Here is an 18,213-nt window from a genome sequence, read left to right as displayed (position 1 = left end):
ATCATCGCAATGTCGGGGCCCAGATACCCCCGGAACCGCTTAGAAGCCTGTGGACGGCAGCTCATGGACCACGTCGGGGTCATCGACGATGTCTTCTGCGGGCTGGGGGGTGACAGTCTGGACCACGGCGGGCGGGCGCATGCCGTTCGTATCGTCGGTGCTGTTGGAGGCGGAGGCGCCCGTCGCCAGGAAAAAGTTGACGAAGGCGGCGGCGGCACCCACCAGGAACGCCAGGCCGAAGCCGGCCAGTACGCCGCTCTTGCCGACCATCGAGGCACGGTCGAGACCCATGCGTTCGCCGAGCGCCCACGCGATTCCCCCGAGGAGCACGGCGGCCACGGCGGCGATCACAGCGTAGGCCGCAAGGCCGTTGACCAGGTCTTTCAAGGCGTTGATGCCGGGCGCCTTCGTGTCGTCCGGGTTGACCTCCACGGCCAGAATGGCCGCTACTGAGGCGGCGGCTGCATCGACGATCATCGTGGTTCCCTTCCTGCGGGCGGTTGGCCGCCCGGACGATCCGGCCCGGACACCCGCGTGGGTGTGCTTCCGTGCCGCAGGTCGCCAAATGATACGCCTGACACCTCTGCGTGATCAGTATCGGCGTTGCGTGGCAACACCGGAGCGGTGCGTATCGGTCGTTCGAACTGCGGTTGAAAGGAGGGATGTTCTCCGCCGGCCGGTGTCCCGACATCGGCGTCGGCGATGCCGGCGAGCGCGTCCACGGTCTCGGCCGCGAGCCGGAGGTAGGACCTCCGGGTCGCCCACCGCAGCCGTGGGATGCGGACCGGGGTCCCCCTGCTCGGGTCGAGCCGTGGGTCGTACGGGACCCGGACGATGCCGTCGACGTGGCGGGCCAGCCGCGCCGTGGCGGTGCGTGTCCGTGGTGACGGGCGGCCGCGGCGTGGCGACACGACGGCCGCGATGACCGCGGGGCCTGTCCGCTCGTGCGGTGGCAGGCCCGGGGCCTGGCCTGAGGGGACGCGCTCCCGCGCGCTGACCCCGACCCCCGCCAGCGACCCCTGGGGATCGCGCAGGTCAGCGAGGGTGGCCTCGAGATCGGACGCGGTCGCGAGGGTCACCAGGAGAATCACGTCGGCGGCGCGGATCGCCTCCGGGGTCAGCGGTGCGGTCGCGGGGGCGTCCATCAGGATCAGCGGGTAGGCATGACCAAGCGCGCCCAGGGCGGAGCGCAGCATGGCCGGGGTGACCGGCTCGTCGACCGGCACCAGCGCGTTCGTGGTCTCCTCGTCGCCGGCCGGGCGATTGACCGGCAGCACGTCGAGGTCGAAGACGCTGCCGGCCCGCCGGGAGCCGATGCGCGAACGCAGTTCGTCGGGCGTCACCTTGGCGGCGGAACGCCGCTGGCGGAGGATGTCCGCGACCGTGGTGGTGCCCCGGCTACCGACCCGCGCGACCAGGTTGTCGCCCCGGGACTCGTCGATCTCGTCGCTCTCCGACGAGGTGGGTGGCACGAAACCGGGCGTGGCGGCCCCGGGGTAGAGGTCGAGCGCGAGCACCGGCTCGGCCCGCACCCCGGCCAGGGTGAGACCGACGACCCCGGCCAACGTGGTGGTGCCGGAGTAGGGGAACAACGAGGTGACGGCGATCCGCCACGAGCCCGGCAGAGCCACCGCGGCCCGGTCCGAGAGAGTGATCCGCAGCGGGATCTCCTCCCACGGCTCCAGGTCGTCGAGGTCGTCCCAGGGCTCCTGCCACGGCCACAGGCCCCGGCCCGGGCCGGGCAGCGCCGGTGTGTGGTCGGAGCCGGTGCCCGGCCTCGGGAGGTGACCGGCGGGAACGAGCTCGGTCGACGGCCGCGCGGGCGCGGTGGACGTCCGCCCGGAGTCCGCGACGCCGGCATCGGCCCAGGCCGCGTCCGTGGGTGTTCCCTCGCCCGCGGGCGAGGTGTCGCCCTCCACGGGGCTTTCGGCAGCGACCGAAAGCCCGGCCGCGGCTGAAAGCCCGGTCCCGGTCCCGGTCTCGACCTCTGTCTCTGTCTCCATCTCCGTCGCGCCGGCCGCCGCGCCGTGCCCGGCGTGCTCCGCCGGGCCGTCGACGTCGGCGGGACCGCCGGGTGGGACGGCCTCACCCGGCCGGGTCGACTCACCGAGGCTGGTCGGTTCGCCGCCCTGCTGCCAGGTGTCGGTGGCGCCCCACGCGGGCGCACCGGCCGACTCGCGAGGCTCGGCCACTGGCGCCGGGGACGGGCTCGCCGGCGGCTGGGGGGCCCAGGGGTCGTAGTACGGTTCGCCGCCCGGGTGGCCGGCACCCGGCGAACGGTTCTCCACCGGGAGGCCGCCGGGTGACGGGTCCGGGGGCGAGGCGTCGGCCGGCCCGTAGCCGGGCGGAGGCCACGCCGTGGCCGGCGAGACCGCCGGCCCGCCGGGGGCCTCGCCGGCCGTGAGCGGATCGGACCGGTCGTACGGCCCGTCGTACGGCGCGGGCGCGTCGTACGGCCCAGGCCCCACGCCCGGCGTGGGCTCGCCGAACGAACCGCTGGACGGGGCGGGCCACATGGTCGAGTCCGTCTCCGGAGCGGCCGGGGGTGGGCTGGTGGCGGGGGTCCGGGGCGCGAGTGCGGAGGGGCGGCCGGGCCGGCGCGGGCCGGCCGACGTCGGCCGGCGGCCGGGCGGGGGCGCGCTGGTGCCGCCCGATCCGCCGGAGCGCCGGCCTGGCGCCTCCGGGGCCTCAGGACGCTGTGGGCCGCGGGCGACCGCGGACCCGGCCGGACCGGCGGACCCACCTGGACCGGCGGACCGGCCGGTCCCCCCGGACCGCGTGCTCCCGGATCGGGTCGCGGCCGACCCGCCGACACCGGAAGCACCGGGACCGGGCCCACCGGCAGTTGATCCGCTGGCACCGGGCCGGGCCGCGCCGCCAGACGTGGCCGAGCCCGGGTACCCACCCGAGCCGGTTGACGAGGCCGAACCCCCGGCGGTTCCCGCGCCGCCGGGGTGGCCCGGAGCGGTCGTGGTGCCCGCGCCGGCCGCCGCGGCGGCAGCGGCAGCCGCGGCGGTGGAGGTCGCGGGCGGGAAGCTCGGGTCCTTACGGCCCATCGGAGCCGGCGGTGGGACGGCGCGGGGCGTGGCGGCCCGGCGCAGCATCGGCCGGCGCGGCGGGGTGGAGCCGTCGAAGGAGCCCTCGGCCGGGTCGGTCGCCGCCGCGGCGCCGGCGTCGAGCCGCCGCGCCTGGTCAGCGGCCCTGGACGATTCGGGGCGCGGCGAACGTGACGGTACGGCGCGGCCGCCGCGGGCCGGATCGCCGGGCGGAACGGGCGGGCCGGGCGGAACAGCCCGGCCCGATGGAACCGGTGTTCCGGGCGGAACGGACGACCTCGGCGGGACGGGTGAGCCGGGCGCGGCGGAGCGCCCGGCGGCCGGCGGCGTGCGCGGCAGGCGCCGCCCTCGGCGCTGCCCGGGCTCGCGCGGCACCGGGGTGGGGTCGCGGGGGACGCCTGCCCGGTCTGACCCCGACATGCCGGATCGGCCTGCGGATGGCGGGTCGCCGGACACCGCATCCTCTAGATGGAACGCTTGGTCCTGCCACGATCCGTCACCATCGTCGGTGGCTGAGGGATCGTCGGGACCGCCGCGCCGACGGTTCCGACGGCGGGCTTCCCTGGCCGCCGGTCGGTCGTCGCTCTCGCCATCGCGAGCCGGGAGCTTGGCCGCGGAAGGCGTAGGTGAGGGGATTCGCGCACCTATCAACGAAACGGGCCGCGCGTCCCCTTCCTCGCCGTACGGTGCCTGTGGCACATCGCTCACGCGCCGTCGCCCTCCTGGCCGGTCTGGGCTGATTGCAGGTCTGGGCTAGTTGGTGCCAGTTACGGTTACTTACTGTTACTTGCTCTCGGCTGCGGTCGGATCGATGTAACACGAGCCATTCAAGTATGACAAGCGCCAGTTGGGACTCGCCAGGGCGGGCATTGCGGTGTTAGCCTCCCTCGCCGGTGCGTAACGACCGGCGGTCGCCGGCTGGGAAAGGGGCCCTGGGTGGTGCAGGACGGCTTCTCGGTGGCCTCGTCACGCCCGGCGCGGATGCCCGCGCGGCCCGTCTCCAGGACCGCGGAGCCGATGGCTCCGCCCGCCGCGGCGGGCGCCCCACCTGCGACGACGCCCCGCCCGCCGCGTCATGCGGACGACGACGACGTGCTGACCGTGGACGAGCTGGTCTCCTGGCTGCGGCTGTCCGAGAGCACCGTGCTCAAGCTCCTGTCGGAGCGCGCGATCCCGGCGCGCAAGGTCGGGCATCAGTGGCGGATCCGCCGTGGCCGGGTCCGTGACTGGTTGGACGGCCACGAGTGAGACCACGCAGGCACGAGAAAGAATCACCGCATCGGCACTTTGGTTGCTCTCGGTCGGGGGCACCCGTGGCTTCCGTGATTTTGATCTCGTCGCTGTTAGTCGTCACGGCCGGTTGCGGGGCGATCGGCGACGCCACCCAACCGCCAGCACCCTCGGCGACCACCGGGCCTCCGCCGGGCGCCAGTCAGGCACCCGGCCCCCCGCTCGCCACCGCGACGGCCGACGCTCAGGGCACGGTCGATCCCACGGACCCGGTCTCCGTGGCGCGGGACTGCTTCACGAAATGGCAGTCGTTCGACGCCCGGACGGACTCCGGCCCGTCAGCCGGGGTCGAACGCGCCCGTGACTGTCTGACGCCGGATTTCACCGGGGAACTGAACGGATCCGACGCCGGCGGGTCCGGCGCCGGCGATCCGGCCGCCGACCCCCAGGCCGGCCGCGCCTGGGACGAGCTGCGCGCCGCCGGCACGCGGTCAACCGTCACGGTGCTCGCCGCGACCCCCGTCGGGGGTGCGGACACGACCGCCTCCGGGCAGGTGTCGCTCCTGCTCAACGTGCGCCGGGAGACCGTGACCGGTGACGGGCCGCCCGAGGTCACCGTCTCCACGCCCGCGGTGACCATGCTCGTCGGCACCGACGGCACCTGGCGCCTCGCCGGCGCCGATCTCGCGAACGCCGCCGGCGACGCGCCGGGCCGGTAGCGGCGGGACGGACGGGGGCGGGCTGGGATGGCGCGGCGATCGGGCCGGCGGAGAAGCTGGCTGGTCTGGCTGGGTGTCGGCGGCTTCGTGACCATCGCCGGATCGTTCCTGCTGATCTCCGTGCTGATCCTGCTGATCGCCGCGCCGTTCCTGGACGACCAGAACACCGGCAGCCGCACGATCGTCAACTCCGAGGGCATCCCGGCGGAGTACGTCCAGATGATCATCGACGCGGCGAACGCGGCGGGGTGCCCCGAGGTCACGCCCTCGGTGCTGGCGGCGCAGCTGCGCCAGGAGTCCGGGTTCAACCCCCGGGCGCAGTCACCGGTCGGCGCCATGGGCATCGCCCAGTTCATGCCGGGCACCTGGGCCTCGCACGGCACCGGCGACGTGTGGAACCCGGTGGACGCGATCCCGGCCGCGGCGCGCTACGACTGCGCGGTGGCGGCGTCGGTGGCGTCCGTCCCGGGGTCGGGGCAGGAGAAGATGCTCGCGGCCTACAACGCCGGGCCGGGTGCCGTGCTCGCCTTCGCGGGGGTGCCGCCCTACCCGGAGACGCGCAACTACGTGCGCACCATCCTGGCGCAGGCCCAGGTGTACGGCGACGCCCTCGACACCGGGGAGACGGTGTCCGTCGAGGCGCTGGTCCCGGTGATCGAGTTCATGCGTTCCCAGATCGGCAAGCCCTACGTGTGGGGCGCGACCGGGCCGGGAGCATGGGACTGCTCGTCGCTCGTCCAGGCCGCCTACCGGACGATCGGCCTCTCCATCCCCCGGGTGACCACCGACCAGCTCGCCTTCGGCCCGCGGGTGTCGGGCGTCGACCCGCAGCCCGGCGACCTGCTGTTCACCCCCGGTTCGGACGGAACGGCCCTGGCCCCGGGCCATGTCGGCATGTACGTCGGGAACGGGCAGGTCATCGCGGCGAAGGGAGCACGGTGGGGGGTCGTGCTCTCGGAGCTGTCGGACTGGACGACGGTCGTCGCGGTCACCCGTCCGCTGGCTCGGAACCTCTGAGCGGCTCGGAACCTCTGGGCGGCTCGGAACCTCTGGGCGGCTCGGGACCTCTGCCGGGAGCGGGGCGGGTCAGACGGCGGCCACGTCGGAGACGAAGTTGCTGAGACCGTCGGCCACGGTGCCCAGCGCGCCGACCGCGCTGTGGACCACATCGGCTGCGTCTCCCGGAGAGGTGACCAAGAAGAAGATGATGAAGATGGTCACACCCCATGGCCAGATCAGCTGCTTCATGTGGGTCCTCCTGGGGAACTGTGGGCAGCCGGCGGCGTCAGTCACCGGTGCCGTTGGTAACCGTCGGTGGTTACCGACAGAGCGTGTGTACTGACTTTAAGTAGTGGTCGCAAGGGGAACCGCCGTGCCACGGCGGGGTCCGCGTTGGGCCTCCCGGTGGTCCTCCGATGCCGTCGTTCGGCTTCCTCGACGGGGGTGCGGTCTTCGTCCGGACCGCTGCCGGGCCCCGCCGACGCGGGCGGCGGCCGGATGCCGGGAACGTCTGTCGCCAGGCGAACACCGCTATGTGTCGGAAGACACAGGGTGGACAGTGGTTAGACCATCCGTAGCCAGTAGTCGGACCGGGGGGTCAACGGGTGTACTGATCCGTGTCGCTCCGGGCAGGTTGACGTCGACTCCCTGCTCGGAGCGACAGCCAGCCCTCCCGCTCGACTACCCGGAGTAATTATCCCGGGGTGGTCAGGCGGGCGGGATGCTCTGGGCGAAGCTGAAGGCGTTGTCCGGGTCGTAGGCGCGCTTGACCGACCGCAGGCGCGGCAGATTCGCCCCGTAGTAGGCCTTTGCCCAGTTCCGGAGCTCCGGGTCGATGTAGTTCTGGTAGGCCGACGGCGACACGTGGGGCGCCAGGGCCGCCACCGTGCCCCGTAGCCATTCGGCGTTGCGGCCGCGCAGCTCGGCGCTGTCCCGTATGTCGTAGCCGGCGATGTACTGCGCGCTGGCCAGCGCGTCACGGTGCACGAACGCCGTCTCCCCCGCCCCGACCCGGCCGATCGCGCCGCCCCAGGAGTCGAGGATGACCCCGCCGGAGCGCAGGCCGGCCTCCCGCTGCCGGCTCTCGACGGCGCCCAGCAGCGCCTCCACCCCGGTCGCGGACAGCGGCCCGGTGAGGAAGTTCGAGGCGGCGAGCTGGGCGACCCGCCGCAGGGCCCCGTCCGGGCTCCGTCCGGCGAGGTGGCACTGCGCGACCGTCCGCCCCGAGCAGCCGGCCTCGATCAGCATCGCCTCCAGCGGGTCGCGCTGGGCGGCGAAGGTGGACGACGGCGCGCTGCCCACGGCGTCGACCAGCTCCGCCAGCAGCGCGCGCGCCGAGGACGGAACGCCCTCGCCCGCCCCCGCGCCACCCGCCCCCGAAGCAGTTGACCCCGTGCCGGAACCGCCCGCCGTGCCGGCCGGTTCGCTGATCACGCCGCTGATCCGGATCGCGGGCGTTCCCGTCCCGTCGGGTGTCGGCACGGTGGTGACGACACAGGTCGACCACAGCTCGTCCGGTGCGTCCGGGCGCAGGTTCCACTCCTGCCAGGCCGCGACGACGCCCGCGGCCGCGGCCCAGGGCCAGCGGTAGGCGAACAGGGTCAGCGGTGTCGCCCGGTGGGTGGCGAAGGTGAAGGACGTGACCACGCCGAAGTTGCCGCCACCGCCGCCCCGCAACGCCCAGAACAGGTCGGCGTCGCGCCGGCCGTCCACCCGGAGGGTCTCGCCCGAGGCGAGGACCACCTCGGCGGCGAGCATCCGGTCGCAGGTCAGGCCGTGGCGCCGGCCGACGACCCCGATCCCGCCGCCGAGCGCCAGCCCGGCGATCCCGACCGTCGGGCAGGAGCCGGCCGGCAGCGCGGCGCCCGCCGCCGCGAGCTGGGCGTAGACGTCCACGAGCTGGGCGCCGGCGCCGATCGTGGCGATCCCGGAGCTGGCGATCCCGGAGCTGGCGATCCCGGCGCCGGCGGTTCCGGGGCCGGCGGTTCCGGGGCCGGCGGTTCCGGGGCCGCCGGTCGGGCCGCCCATCCCCGACCGGGTTCCCGGGCGCACCGAGTTCAGGGTGGAGACGTCGAGGACCAGGCCGTTCGTCGTCGAGTAGCCGCCGTAGCTGTGCCCGCCGGCACGGGCGGTGAACGGGAGCCCGGCGGATCTGGCGAAGGCCACACCGGCGGCCACATCGGCCGCGGAGGCGCAGTAGGCGACCGCCCGCGGCCGGATCCGGTCGAAGGCCGGGTCGAAGAGCTGGCCGGCGGCGGGATACTCGGCGGCGCCGGGCCGGACCAGCCGGCCGGTGAGCCGGTCGGCGAGCCGGTTCCAGTCCCGCTCGGTCGGCTCGGCGGCGTCGTCACCGCCGCTACAACCGGTGAGGCCCGCGCCGAGCCCACCGGTACCCAACGCCACCAGGCCCGCCCCGGCGAGCCGCAACATCCCGCGCCGATCGAACATGCTGCCCGTCTCGTTCATCCCCGCCCGGCCCTGGCACCTCGCCCGGCCTGTACACCTCTCCGCCTGTGCTGCTTCGCCTGCTCCGCTTACTTCTCCGCCTGCCGCAGCACGGTCGTCACGGTGAGGTCGGGGGCGATCCGCCGTACGACGCCGTAGCTGCCCTCGCTCACGTAGACGGCCCCGGACGTGTCGACGGCCAGCCCCGTGGGGGAGGAGATCCGGGTCTCGGTGGCCAGGGCGCCGTCCGCGTCGTCCGCGGTGTACTCGTCGCTGCCGGCGAACGTCGTGATCTTACCGTCCGGAGTGACCACCCGGATCACGTCGTTGTACGTGTCGGCGATGTACAGCTCGCCCGCCGGGCCGAGGGCCACGTCCTCCGGGGAGGAGAGCAGCGCGTCGACCGCGGGACCGTCGTCGCCCTCGTACCCGGACTGGCCGGGCTTCCCGGCGACGATCGTGATCTTTCCGTCCTTCGTGATCCTGCGGACGGTGTGGGCGCCGCTGTCCGCGACGTAGAGGGTGCCGTCGGCGGCGAGTGCCAGCCCGGACGGCGCGGTGAGGGTGGCGTTCACCGCCGGCCCGCCGTCGCCGGCCGTGCCCGACTCGTCGGAGCTGCCGGCCACCACCGAGATCAGGCCGTCGGTGGTCACCTTGCGGACCCGGTAGCCGGCGGAGATGTAGAGGGTGCCGTCCTCGGCGGCGACCACCGCCGAGGGGCTGGACAGCTTCGCGTCGACGGCACGGCCGGCGCCCCCGCCGAAGCCGGTGCCCGGGCCCGCGCCGGCGACCGTGGTGATCGTCGTGTTGTCGTCGACGCGGCGGATCCGGCCGCCGTCGCTGTCGGCGACGTACACCTCGCCGTCCGGGCCGACGCCGACCCCGGCCGGCCCGATCAGGTTCGAGGCCAGGGCCGGGCCGCCGTCGCCGAGCACGGGGGTGGGGCTGGGGGACGGAGACGGGGACGGGGACGGGCTGGCGCTGCCGGTGGCCGCGCCGGTACCGCTGCCGCTGTCGGTCGCCGTGGCGCTGGGCACGGGAGCGGGCGGGCCGACCCCGGCGGTCCGGGTGACCGTGCCGTCCGGGCGGAGCCGGAGCACCTGGCCCTGGCCGGACGAGCCGCCGCCGTCGACGACGTAGAGGGAGCCGTCCGGGCCGACGTCGAGGCCCTCGGTCGTGTAGAGGCCCTTGACCTCGGCGGCGGGGCCGCTCCAGGCGGGGCGGTCCGGATCGTCGCCGGGCCCGGACAGCCAGAACCCGATCCCGATCGCCGCGGCGAGCACCGCGAGGACGGCGACCGAGGCGATCAGTGCCGTCGGGCGCCCCGGGCCATGCCGGCCGCCGTTCGCGCGCCGCCGTCCGCCGGCCGCCCGCCGGCCGGCGCCGTCCCGGTCGACCGCGGTGGGTGCCAGCGTCGCGTACGGACCGGAGCCACCCGGCCCGCCGGGCCCGGATGGCCCGCTCGGCCTGGACCGGAAGTGGCCCATGGGCGCGGTGGGCGGCGGTCCGGGCCGCTGCCGTCCGAGGTGCGCGGCGAGCGCGCCGGGGGTGGGGGTGGTGCCCTGGGTGTGGCCCGCGGCGGCGAGGATCTCGTCCGGCAGTCGCACCGGCACCTCGCAGGCCGCCAGCCAGCCCGGCCCGAAGACGGAGGTCGCCGAGCCGGCGAGCGCGAGCGCGAAGTCGCGGGCCGTCGGCGGGCGCCACCCGGGTTCCTTCGCGAGCGTCGAGAGGATCACCGACGCCAGTGGTGGCGGCGCCTCGACCAGCGGCAGCGGGGCCACCGACAGGTGGTGGTGCAGCAGCGCCGGGACGGTCAGCCCCGGCGGGAACGGGGTCCGCCCGGCGAGCAGCTCGTAGAGGACGACGCCGAGTGAGTACAGGTCGGTGCCCGGCCCGAGGCGGCCGCCGGTGATCTGCTCCGGAGCCATGTACCGCGGGGTGCCGACGAGGCCGGTCGTGGTCGCCGCCGTGGTCTCCAGGATCTTGGCGATGCCGAAGTCGGTGACCTTGGGAATGCCGTCCCCGGTGAACAGGAGATTGTCCGGCTTGATGTCGCGGTGCAGCACGCCGCGGTCGTGCGCGGCGGCCAGCGCGCTCGCCGCGGCCAGCCCGATCGCGCAGGCGGCCCGCGGGTCGCGCAGGACCGGCCCGCGGTTCTTCAAACTCCCGCCGGTGAGCTGCTCCATCACAAGCAGGCACAGGCCGTCCTGCTCGACGTAGTCGTAGATGCGCACGACGTGCGGGTGGTCCAGGCCAGCCAGGACGCGGGCCTCGGAGAGGAACCGCCCGCGCAGGTCGCCGCCGTCGCCGCTGGCGTCGCCGCCGCCGTGGTCGCCGCCGCCCGGCTCCAGCAGGACCTTGACGGCGACGTCGCGGTCGATCAGTCGGTGCCGACCGGCCAGGACGGCACCGAAGCCGCCCCGGCCGAGTTCGCCACCGAGCTCGTAGCCGGTCAGGGCCGCGGCGACGCGGTTCGTGTCGACGAACGTCACGCGACGGCCCGGCGGGTCGGACGTCCTGCTCGCTGTCGGGTCATGTTCCCGCCGTCCTACTGCGCGACCGTCACGATCGTCCCGTCCGGGGCGATGCGGCGCAGCCGGTGGTTGCCCGAGTCGGCGATGTAGAGCGCGCCGTCGGCGTCCTCGGCGACCGAGCTGGGCTCGTTGAACTGGGCGGCCGTGGCCTGACCCCCGTCGCCGGCCGAGCCCTCGTCCCCGGTGCCGGCGATCGTGGTGATCGTCCCGTTCGGGTCCACCTTGCGGACCCGGTTGTTCCCGTAGTCGGCGATGTAGATCTCCCCGCCGTGGCCGAGCGACACCGAGGGGACGGAGAGCTGGGCGGCGGTGGCGGGGCCGCCGTCGCCGGAGAAGCCCTTCTGCCCGTTGCCCGCGACCGTGGTGATGATCCCGTCCGGGGTGATCTTCTGAAGGGTGTTGCTGCCGAGGTTGGCGATGTAGAGCGTTCCGTCGTCGCCGAGCTCGACGTCGTTCGGGCCGTCGAGCTTGGCCGCGGTGGCGGGGCCGCCGTCGCCGGAGTAGCCCTGGACGCCGGTGCCGGCGATCGTGGTGATGATCCCGTCCGGGGTGATCTTCCGGATGCGGTGGTTGTCGTAGTCGGCGATGTAGATCGAGCCGTCCGGGCCGACGGCGACCTTCTCCGCGCTGTTGATCTGGGCGGCGGTGGCGGGGCCGCCGTCGCCGGAGAAACCCGCGGTGCCGGTGCCGGCGATCGTGGTGATGATCCCGTCCGGGGTGACCTTCCGGATGCGGTAGTTCTGCGCGTCCGGGATGTAGATGTTGCCGTCTCTGTCCGGCACCGCGGAACCGGGGCCGTTGAGCTGGGCGGCCGTGGCGGGGCCGTTGTCGCCGCCGAACCCTTCCGCGCCGGTGCCGGCGAGGTCGGAGGCCTGCCCGGTCCTGGTGACCTTCTGGACCCGGTCGGACGACAGGCTCGTGATGAACAGCGTGCCCTGCGGGTCGATCGCGACGCTGTACGGGCTGAGGCCCTGCACCGTCACCGGCGCGCCGGTGTAGGCGACGCCGGAGATCGGGAGCGGCGACGCCTCGTCGCGGCTCGGGTCGCCGCCACCGCCGCCGCCGGACAGGCCCACGACGAGACCGACGATCAGCGCCACGACCACGGCGGCGCCGACGGCGGCGAGGATCAGCGTGCGGTTGTTGCGGTTCTGGTTGTTGTGGCTCGGGGGTCCCTGCTGGGGACGGTGGCCGCCCACGGGTGGCCGGGGCGGGGGCTGGTGCACGGCCGGCCGGGGCGGGGGCTGGTGGACGGCCGGCCGGGGCCCGGAGCCCTGCCAGCCCTGGCCACCGAAGTTCTGGGCGCCGGCGGGCCGCGGGCCGCTCGGCCCGGGCTGGCCGGGCCCCGGCTGGCCGGGCCCGGGTTGCCCGCCGTAGCCGGGGATGGGGCGCGCCGGCGGCGTGGAGCTGGGCGGGCCCAGCGGGCCGGGGCGAGGTGTCGCGCCGGGTGGCGCGAGCGGCATCGGCTGCGGGGTGGCCCCGCCGGGCGGGCCGTAGCCGCGCCAGCCACCGGGGGGCGTCCCGGGCGTCGGGCCGGGCCGGCCCTGCCCGCCCGGCACACCCTGCCCGCCCGGCACACCCGGTCCGGGCCTGACCGGCGCGGCGCCGGGGAAGCCCGCGGTGGACGGGTGCCCGCCGGTGGGACGCGGCTGCTGCGCGGGCCGGGGCCCGCCCGGCCCGCCCACCCCGTAGCCACCGCCGACGGGCTGCTGCGGGCCGGAGCCCGGCACCGGCCCGCGGTAACCGGGCCCGCCCGGCTGCCCGGGCGCGTAGCCCGGCCCGCCCGGCCCGCCCGGCCCGCCGGGGCCCGGGTAGCCGGGCCCCGGACGGGTGGCGGCCGGGAACCCGCCGGAGTTGCCCGAGGTGGTCGAGCCGCCGATCGCGCCGCGGATCTCGTCGTCCACCCGCAGCTTGACGTCCGAGCGGGCCACCCAGTTCGGCCCGTACGAGCTGGCGCCGGCACGGGCCAGCTCGAGGGCGAACTCGGAGGCGTCGGAGACGCGGGCGCCCGGGTCCTTGGCCAGGGTGCGCATGATGACCGCCGAGATCGGCGGCGGCACCATGGTGAGTGGGTCGGGCAGCACCGTCAGGTGGTGATGGGTCAGCGGCTGCACCGCCATCGGGCGCCCGAACAGCGGCCGCTCGGCGAACATCTCGTAGAGGACGCCGGCCAGCGCGTACAGGTCGGTGGCGGGGAACAGCCGGGCGCCCATGATCTGCTCGGGCGCCATGTAGCGCGGTGTTCCCAGGATGGCGCTGGCCGTGGTCTCCGCGCCGTCGAAGATCTTCGCGATGCCGAAGTCGGTGACCTTGAGCAGCCCGGCGCCGTCGAACATGATGTTGTCCGGCTTGACGTCGCGGTGCAGCACGCCCTGGCGGTGCGCGGTGGCGAGCGCGGCCGACGCGGCGACACCGACGGCGCAGATCGTCTCCGGGGAGAGCTTGCCGGCGGTCATCCGCTGCTTGAGGGTGCCGCCGGAGAGCAGCTCCATCACCAGCAGGCAGGTTCCCTCGTGCTCCACGTAGTCGTGGATGCGCACGATGTGCGGATGGTCGAGCTCGGCCAGGACCCGGGCCTCGGAGAGGAAGCGGGCGCGCAGATCGGGGTCGTCGGTCGTGTCAAGGAGGATCTTGATGGCCACCTTGCGGCCGATCAGCCGGTGCTGCCCGGCGAGCACGAGGCCGTAGCCCCCCTTGCCGAGGTCCCCCTCGACCGCGTAGCCGGGGAGTGCCGCCTCCACGAGAGATCTGTCGATAAGCAAGGTCGGTTCCGTCCGTCGCCGGCTGCCGGGCCGTCACCACGATCACCACGCGGTGGTGACATCCCGAGGGCCACATCGTGCGGGTCGTGCGTTGGCTGTCCCGCGGGTTGTTCGTACTCGTCGCCGCGCTGGATGGTGCTGGTTCCACCTCGGTTCATCGGGCGGGGTTCAGAGCGGTTCGTCGGGCGAGACGCGGTCGCGTGGGTGCACCGCGGTCTTTTGGTGTTCTTCGTCGCGTTCTCGGCGATCCTACGGCCTGTTCCCCCACATTCCGCCCCTCGTAGGGACCCGACAGGCGCGTCAGATGCGCGACTGCACCATGCTGGTCGTCGTCGACAGGTGTTCGGCCGTGTGGGCGCGCGGACGGCGCGGCACACGACAGCACTCCTCCGAGGAAGGACCTGGCAACGTCATGGCGAACACCGAGTCCACCGCCCTCGCCGCTGGAACGGTCGTCGACCGGACCCCGGAGTGGGCCGCACTGACCGCGCACCACGCGGAGATCTCCGGAGTGACCCTGCGGAAGCTCTTCGCCGATGATCCGGGCCGCGCCGATTCGTTCACCGTCGAGGCGGACGGCCTTCGGCTCGACTATTCGAAGAACATCGTCACGGCCCGGACGGTCGAACTGCTGCTCGCGCTGGCCCGCGGCGCCGGCCTCGCCGGGCGCATCGAGGCGATGTTCGGCGGCGAGCGCATCAACATCACCGAGAACCGGCCGGTGCTGCACGTGGCGCTGCGAGCCCCGCTCGGCACCGCCATCCAGGTGGACGGCGTCGACGTGGTGCCCGAGGTGCACGCCGTGCTCGACCGGATGTCGGCCTTCTGCGACCGGGTCCGCTCCGGGGTGTGGACGGGGGCGACCGGCGAGCACATCACGACCGTCGTGAACATCGGCATCGGCGGCTCCGACCTGGGGCCCGCGATGGCCTACCAGGCGCTGCGCGACTACTCCGACCGCTCGATCGCCGTCCGGTTCGTCTCGAACGTCGATCCGACGGACATCTGGGAAGCCACCCACGACCTCGACCCGGCGAAGACGCTCTTCATCGTCGCGTCCAAGACGTTCACCACGCTGGAGACGCTCGCGAACGCCCGCGCCGCGCGGGCCTGGCTCACCGCCGCGCTCGGCCAGGACGCCGTCGCGCACCATTTCGTTGCCGTGTCAACGAATGCGGAGAAGGTGGCCGAGTTCGGCATCGACACGGCCAACATGTTCGAGTTCTGGGACTGGGTGGGCGGCCGGTACTCGATGGACTCGGCCATCGGTCTCGCCCTGATGGTCGCGATCGGCCCGCAGCACTTCCGGGAGATGCTGGCCGGATTCCATGCGATGGATGTTCATTTCCGGAACACCCCGTTCGAACGGAACCTGCCGGTTCTGCTCGGCGTGCTCGGGCTGTGGTACCGGGACTTCTTCGGCGCCCAGAGCCACGCCGTGCTCCCTTACAGCCAGTACCTGGACCGCTTCCCCGCGTACCTGCAGCAGCTGGACATGGAGAGCAACGGCAAGTCAGTTGATCTGGCCGGCCGGCCCGTACCGGTGCCCACCGGCCCGGTGGTGTGGGGCACCCCGGGAACGAACGGCCAGCACGCCTACTTCCAGCTCCTGCACCAGGGCACGACGGTCGTCCCGGCCGACTTCATCGGCTTCCTCTCGCCCAACCATCCCGGTGTCGGCGACGTCGACCAGCACGTCCTGCTGATGGCCAACCTCTTCGCCCAGACGGAGGCCCTCGCCTTCGGCAGGACGGCCGAGGAGGTCGCGGCCGAGGGGGTGGACGCCGCTCTCGTCCCGCACCGGACGTTCGCCGGCAACCGCCCGACGAACACTCTGCTGGCGCCGAAGCTGACACCCTTCACTCTGGGGCAGCTGGTCGCCCTCTACGAGCACAAGGTGTTCACGCAGGGTGTCGTGTGGGGGGTGAACAGCTACGACCAGTGGGGTGTGGAGCTGGGCAAGGTGCTGGCCGGGCGGATCATCCCCGAGCTGACCGACCCGTCAGCGCCGCCGCGGCACGACAGCTCCACCAACGCGCTGATCAATCTGTTCCGGTCGGTCTGAGCCGCGACCGCCCAGTCCGGCCCGGTCAGGGGCTGGGCTGGGCGCTGCCAGTCCGTCGGCGCCGTCAATCAGTCAGCAAGGTTCGACGATTCTTTGATCTATGTTACTCTCTGTAATCGACTCACGGGGCGGTGCCCGTGCTGCGACGGCTGGAGTCCGGGGGGGCGCACGCATGCGGGTCGACGCGACAGCCACGCGGATGACGGTGCGGCGGACCGGGGACGACGTCGTGATCGAGCTCGGGGGCGAGTTCGACACGGTCGGCCGGCTACGTTTCCGCGAGCAGGTCGGCGAGCTGCTGGGCCGGGGCGGCGGAGTGGTGACGGTGGATGTGGCCGAACTTCGGGCGATCGACATCGCGGGGCTCGCCGCCCTGCTCCGCGCGGACCTCCTGCTCCGTCGGGTCCACGCCGAGCTGCGTATCCGCGCGGCCGCGCCGGCCTTCGTCGAGCTCGTCCGCGAGACCGGGCTCGCCGGCCGGCTCAGGGTGGAGGAGGCCGGCCGCGGCCACGGCCACTGAGCCGCCGTCCAGCCGGCCGCTCACGTTGTCGCCGGTCATGTCACCGGTGCCGGCACCGGTGACGGTAACGGTGAGGCTGCGTTCGAGCCGGCTCATCATCAACATCCCGGCCATCGCGACGAGCGGGAAGCCGAGCATGATCAGAATCGCCGGTGATGTCAGGTCCACCAGTGCCCCCAGTGGTCGGGCCGTCGGGGAGCCGGATCGGTGTCCCCGCAGGTCCGCTTACCCGGACCGGAGGTCACCTCACGCGGGGGGCCGGTGCGGTCCCGGACTCACCCGAGCCGGGTAATCACCCACCCGGTGCGCCAGGTCGCCAGAGTGTGGGCTATCCGGTGCTGTGCTCCCAGCCCAACTCCTCGTACCCTTCCTTCACCATGTCTGTGCGACGCGCGGATCTCTCCGCCGGCGGGGGAGGTCCGACCGTCAGTACCGAGGACATGCGCGCCCGCCTCGCGATGGTCACCGAGCAGGTGGACTTCGCCCTGGCGGAGGTCGCGTTGCGCGGAGCGGCCTACCGGCGGGCGGCCCAGGACGCCGCCGACTGGCAGTGGCCGCCGGAGTCGCCGCAGAATCTGGCCAGGCCGGTCGTCGCCCGGGCGCTGTCGGCGCAGCTCACGGCGGTCGCCCGGCTCCGGCTCTGGGCGCAGGAGCTCTACTGGCTGCAGGAACAGGTCCGGCTCAGGGCGATGGTGCCCTGAGCCGGACCCGTTGGCCGTGCCGGTGTCACTGGCCGTGCCGTGTCGCTGACCGCGCCGGCGTCGTGCCGGCCCGCGTCAGGCGGACGAGCAGTCGATGTTGGACGGCCCCGACGACGCCCCGCTGACCTGGTTGTCGCAGCTGACGATGTTCTCGGTTTCGGCGCCCTCGTGGATGTAGATGCCGTAGCCCTTGGCGTTCACCGGGAGTCGATTACGGCGGAAGGTGTTCTGCCGGCCCCAGTCCTTCTGCTCGACATGGGTCTGGAAACCGTCCTCCAGGGCGCCGCCGCCGATTCCGGTGTTGTCCTCGATCAGCCAGCCGTTGCCCTTGATGTCAATCCACGAGTCGGCCTCGGTGAGGGCGTCCGACGACAGCGTGTTCCCGCTGATCACCCCGCCGGTCGTGCCCTCCTTGATGTCGATGTTCTCCGAGGTCGTGCCGGCGATGTCGTTGCCGATCACCGAGTTGCGGTCGCTGCGGTCCGGCCCACAGTCGGTGTACTTGCACCAGTTGCTGCTCGCGCTCCCGACGTAGACACCCTCGCCGAACTTCTCCCGCCGGTTGCCGGTGTCGCGGATGACGTTGCCGATGACCTGGTTGTCCGAGCTCGCCGTGCGCAGGTGGATCGCCTCGTCGCCGATCGTGTTCACCTGCAGCTGGGCGATGATCGAGTGCTGGACGCGGTCCGCCATCACGCCCTTCTGGCCGTTGCGCACGGTGAAGCCGACCACCCGCACCCAGGACGCGCCGTCCAGGTGCAGCACGTAGTCCGCGTCGTCCTCGCCGTCGAGGACGGCCTTGGGCGAGCCGCACAGCCAGATCGGCGCGGCCTCGGTGCCCGAGGCGGCCAGCCGGAAGTCGCCGCCGTAGGTGCCGTCCGTCATCCGGATGACGGCGCCCGGCTTCGCCGCGGACAGCGCGCTGCGCAGGTCACCGGCGTTGCTGACGGTGGTCCCGCCGGCGGGGCACTCGACCGGCCGTTGCGCGGTGACGGCGGCCGCCGTCGGGAACGGGTCGGCGGCCGCGGTCGCCGGGGCGCTGGCCGGGGCGCCCGTTCCGGTGCCGGCGGTCGGCGTGGCGCTGGGCTGCGGGCCCGCCCCGCCGCCGGAGCCGCAGGCGGCCAGGGCGACCGAGGCCGCCGCGAGCGTGCCGGCCGTCCGCAGCATCGCGGCCCGTCGCCG

At 73.9% G+C, this 18,213-nt stretch carries 13 protein-coding genes; 6 read left to right on the top strand and 7 right to left on the bottom strand.

The genetic code is table 11. The annotated features are described in order from the left end of the window. Window positions 1–39: 39 nt before the first annotated feature. Both B056_RS0122160 and B056_RS0122155 read right to left on the bottom strand, forming a co-directional pair. The gene (locus B056_RS0122160) at window positions 40–477 is read right to left on the bottom strand and encodes a DUF6112 family protein (RefSeq protein ID WP_018504052.1); all 438 of its coding nucleotides are present in this window, start codon (window positions 475–477) and stop codon (window positions 40–42) included. Beyond that, a complete protein-coding gene (locus B056_RS0122155) occupies window positions 474–2,516 on the bottom strand; it encodes a MinD/ParA family ATP-binding protein (protein ID WP_026239998.1) in 2,043 nt (680 codons plus the stop codon). Before B056_RS0122155 ends, B056_RS0122160 begins: the two co-directional genes overlap by 4 nt. 1,476 nt (window positions 2,517–3,992) lie before the next feature. Between B056_RS0122155 and B056_RS37550 the strand changes: the two genes are divergently transcribed. From B056_RS37550 to B056_RS0122135, 3 genes are all read left to right on the top strand, one after another. Next, window positions 3,993–4,304, top strand: coding sequence for a helix-turn-helix domain-containing protein (locus tag B056_RS37550; protein ID WP_018504051.1), 312 nt, complete (start codon window positions 3,993–3,995; stop codon window positions 4,302–4,304). A gap of 65 nt (window positions 4,305–4,369) precedes the next feature. Continuing rightward, on the top strand, window positions 4,370–5,005 hold the full coding sequence (locus tag B056_RS0122140; RefSeq protein ID WP_230203115.1) for a hypothetical protein: 636 nt from the start codon (window positions 4,370–4,372) through the stop codon (window positions 5,003–5,005). A 27-nt stretch (window positions 5,006–5,032) separates the two neighbouring features. Then, the gene (locus B056_RS0122135) at window positions 5,033–6,022 is read left to right on the top strand and encodes a C40 family peptidase (protein ID WP_018504049.1); all 990 of its coding nucleotides are present in this window, start codon (window positions 5,033–5,035) and stop codon (window positions 6,020–6,022) included. A gap of 69 nt (window positions 6,023–6,091) precedes the next feature. On the opposite strand, the gene B056_RS43675 is transcribed toward B056_RS0122135, so the two are convergent. The 4 genes from B056_RS43675 to B056_RS0122115 all read right to left on the bottom strand — a co-directional run bounded on the left by B056_RS43675 (window position 6,092) and on the right by B056_RS0122115 (window position 13,745). Continuing rightward, window positions 6,092–6,253: a hypothetical protein gene (locus tag B056_RS43675; protein ID WP_020572634.1), complete on the bottom strand. Its 162-nt coding sequence runs from the start codon at window positions 6,251–6,253 to the stop codon at window positions 6,092–6,094. A 459-nt stretch (window positions 6,254–6,712) separates the two neighbouring features. Then, entirely contained in the window at window positions 6,713–8,470 is a 1,758-nt protein-coding gene (locus tag B056_RS0122125) for an FAD-binding oxidoreductase (protein WP_018504047.1), read from the bottom strand. Window positions 8,471–8,538: 68 nt separating this feature from the next. After that, a complete protein-coding gene (locus B056_RS0122120; protein ID WP_018504046.1) occupies window positions 8,539–10,941 on the bottom strand; it encodes a serine/threonine-protein kinase in 2,403 nt (800 codons plus the stop codon). 56 nt (window positions 10,942–10,997) lie between these two features. After that, entirely contained in the window at window positions 10,998–13,745 is a 2,748-nt protein-coding gene (locus tag B056_RS0122115; protein WP_026239996.1) for a protein kinase domain-containing protein, read from the bottom strand. A gap of 412 nt (window positions 13,746–14,157) precedes the next feature. On the opposite strand from B056_RS0122115, the gene pgi reads away from it, so the two are divergent. The 3 genes from pgi (at window position 14,158) to B056_RS37545 (ending at window position 17,031) form a co-directional block, all read left to right on the top strand. After that, the gene (gene pgi, locus B056_RS0122110) at window positions 14,158–15,810 is read left to right on the top strand and encodes a glucose-6-phosphate isomerase (protein WP_018504044.1); all 1,653 of its coding nucleotides are present in this window, start codon (window positions 14,158–14,160) and stop codon (window positions 15,808–15,810) included. Between the two features lie 172 nt (window positions 15,811–15,982). Then, on the top strand, window positions 15,983–16,330 hold the full coding sequence (locus tag B056_RS0122105; protein WP_018504043.1) for an STAS domain-containing protein: 348 nt from the start codon (window positions 15,983–15,985) through the stop codon (window positions 16,328–16,330). Between the two features lie 377 nt (window positions 16,331–16,707). Beyond that, window positions 16,708–17,031, top strand: coding sequence for a hypothetical protein (locus B056_RS37545; RefSeq protein ID WP_026239995.1), 324 nt, complete (start codon window positions 16,708–16,710; stop codon window positions 17,029–17,031). A gap of 75 nt (window positions 17,032–17,106) precedes the next feature. On the opposite strand, the gene B056_RS0122095 is transcribed toward B056_RS37545, so the two are convergent. Further along, on the bottom strand, window positions 17,107–18,198 hold the full coding sequence (locus B056_RS0122095; RefSeq protein ID WP_018504041.1) for a right-handed parallel beta-helix repeat-containing protein: 1,092 nt from the start codon (window positions 18,196–18,198) through the stop codon (window positions 17,107–17,109). Between the last annotated feature and the right edge of the window lie 15 nt (window positions 18,199–18,213).

Source organism: Parafrankia discariae, from assembly GCF_000373365.1.
Lineage (GTDB): Bacteria > Actinomycetota > Actinomycetes > Frankiales > Frankiaceae > Parafrankia > Parafrankia discariae.
This window is presented reverse-complemented; position numbering and strand designations above follow the sequence as displayed.

What these genes read in the sequence shown, in the direction of transcription:
- B056_RS0122160 (WP_018504052.1), bottom strand. Translation starts at nt 477, where the DNA reads ATGATCGTCGATGCAGCCGCCGCCTCAGTAGCGGCCATTCTGGCCGTG.
- B056_RS0122155 (WP_026239998.1), bottom strand. Translation starts at nt 2,516, where the DNA reads ATGTGGCCCGCCCCGTCCAGCGGTTCGTTCGGCGAGCCCACGCCGGGC.
- B056_RS0122135 (WP_018504049.1), top strand. Translation starts at nt 5,033, where the DNA reads ATGGCGCGGCGATCGGGCCGGCGGAGAAGCTGGCTGGTCTGGCTGGGT.
- B056_RS43675 (WP_020572634.1), bottom strand. Translation starts at nt 6,253, where the DNA reads ATGAAGCAGCTGATCTGGCCATGGGGTGTGACCATCTTCATCATCTTC.
- B056_RS0122125 (WP_018504047.1), bottom strand. Translation starts at nt 8,470, where the DNA reads ATGAACGAGACGGGCAGCATGTTCGATCGGCGCGGGATGTTGCGGCTC.
- pgi (WP_018504044.1), top strand. Translation starts at nt 14,158, where the DNA reads ATGGCGAACACCGAGTCCACCGCCCTCGCCGCTGGAACGGTCGTCGAC.
- B056_RS0122105 (WP_018504043.1), top strand. Translation starts at nt 15,983, where the DNA reads ATGCGGGTCGACGCGACAGCCACGCGGATGACGGTGCGGCGGACCGGG.
- B056_RS37545 (WP_026239995.1), top strand. Translation starts at nt 16,708, where the DNA reads ATGTCTGTGCGACGCGCGGATCTCTCCGCCGGCGGGGGAGGTCCGACC.
- B056_RS0122095 (WP_018504041.1), bottom strand. Translation starts at nt 18,198, where the DNA reads ATGCTGCGGACGGCCGGCACGCTCGCGGCGGCCTCGGTCGCCCTGGCC.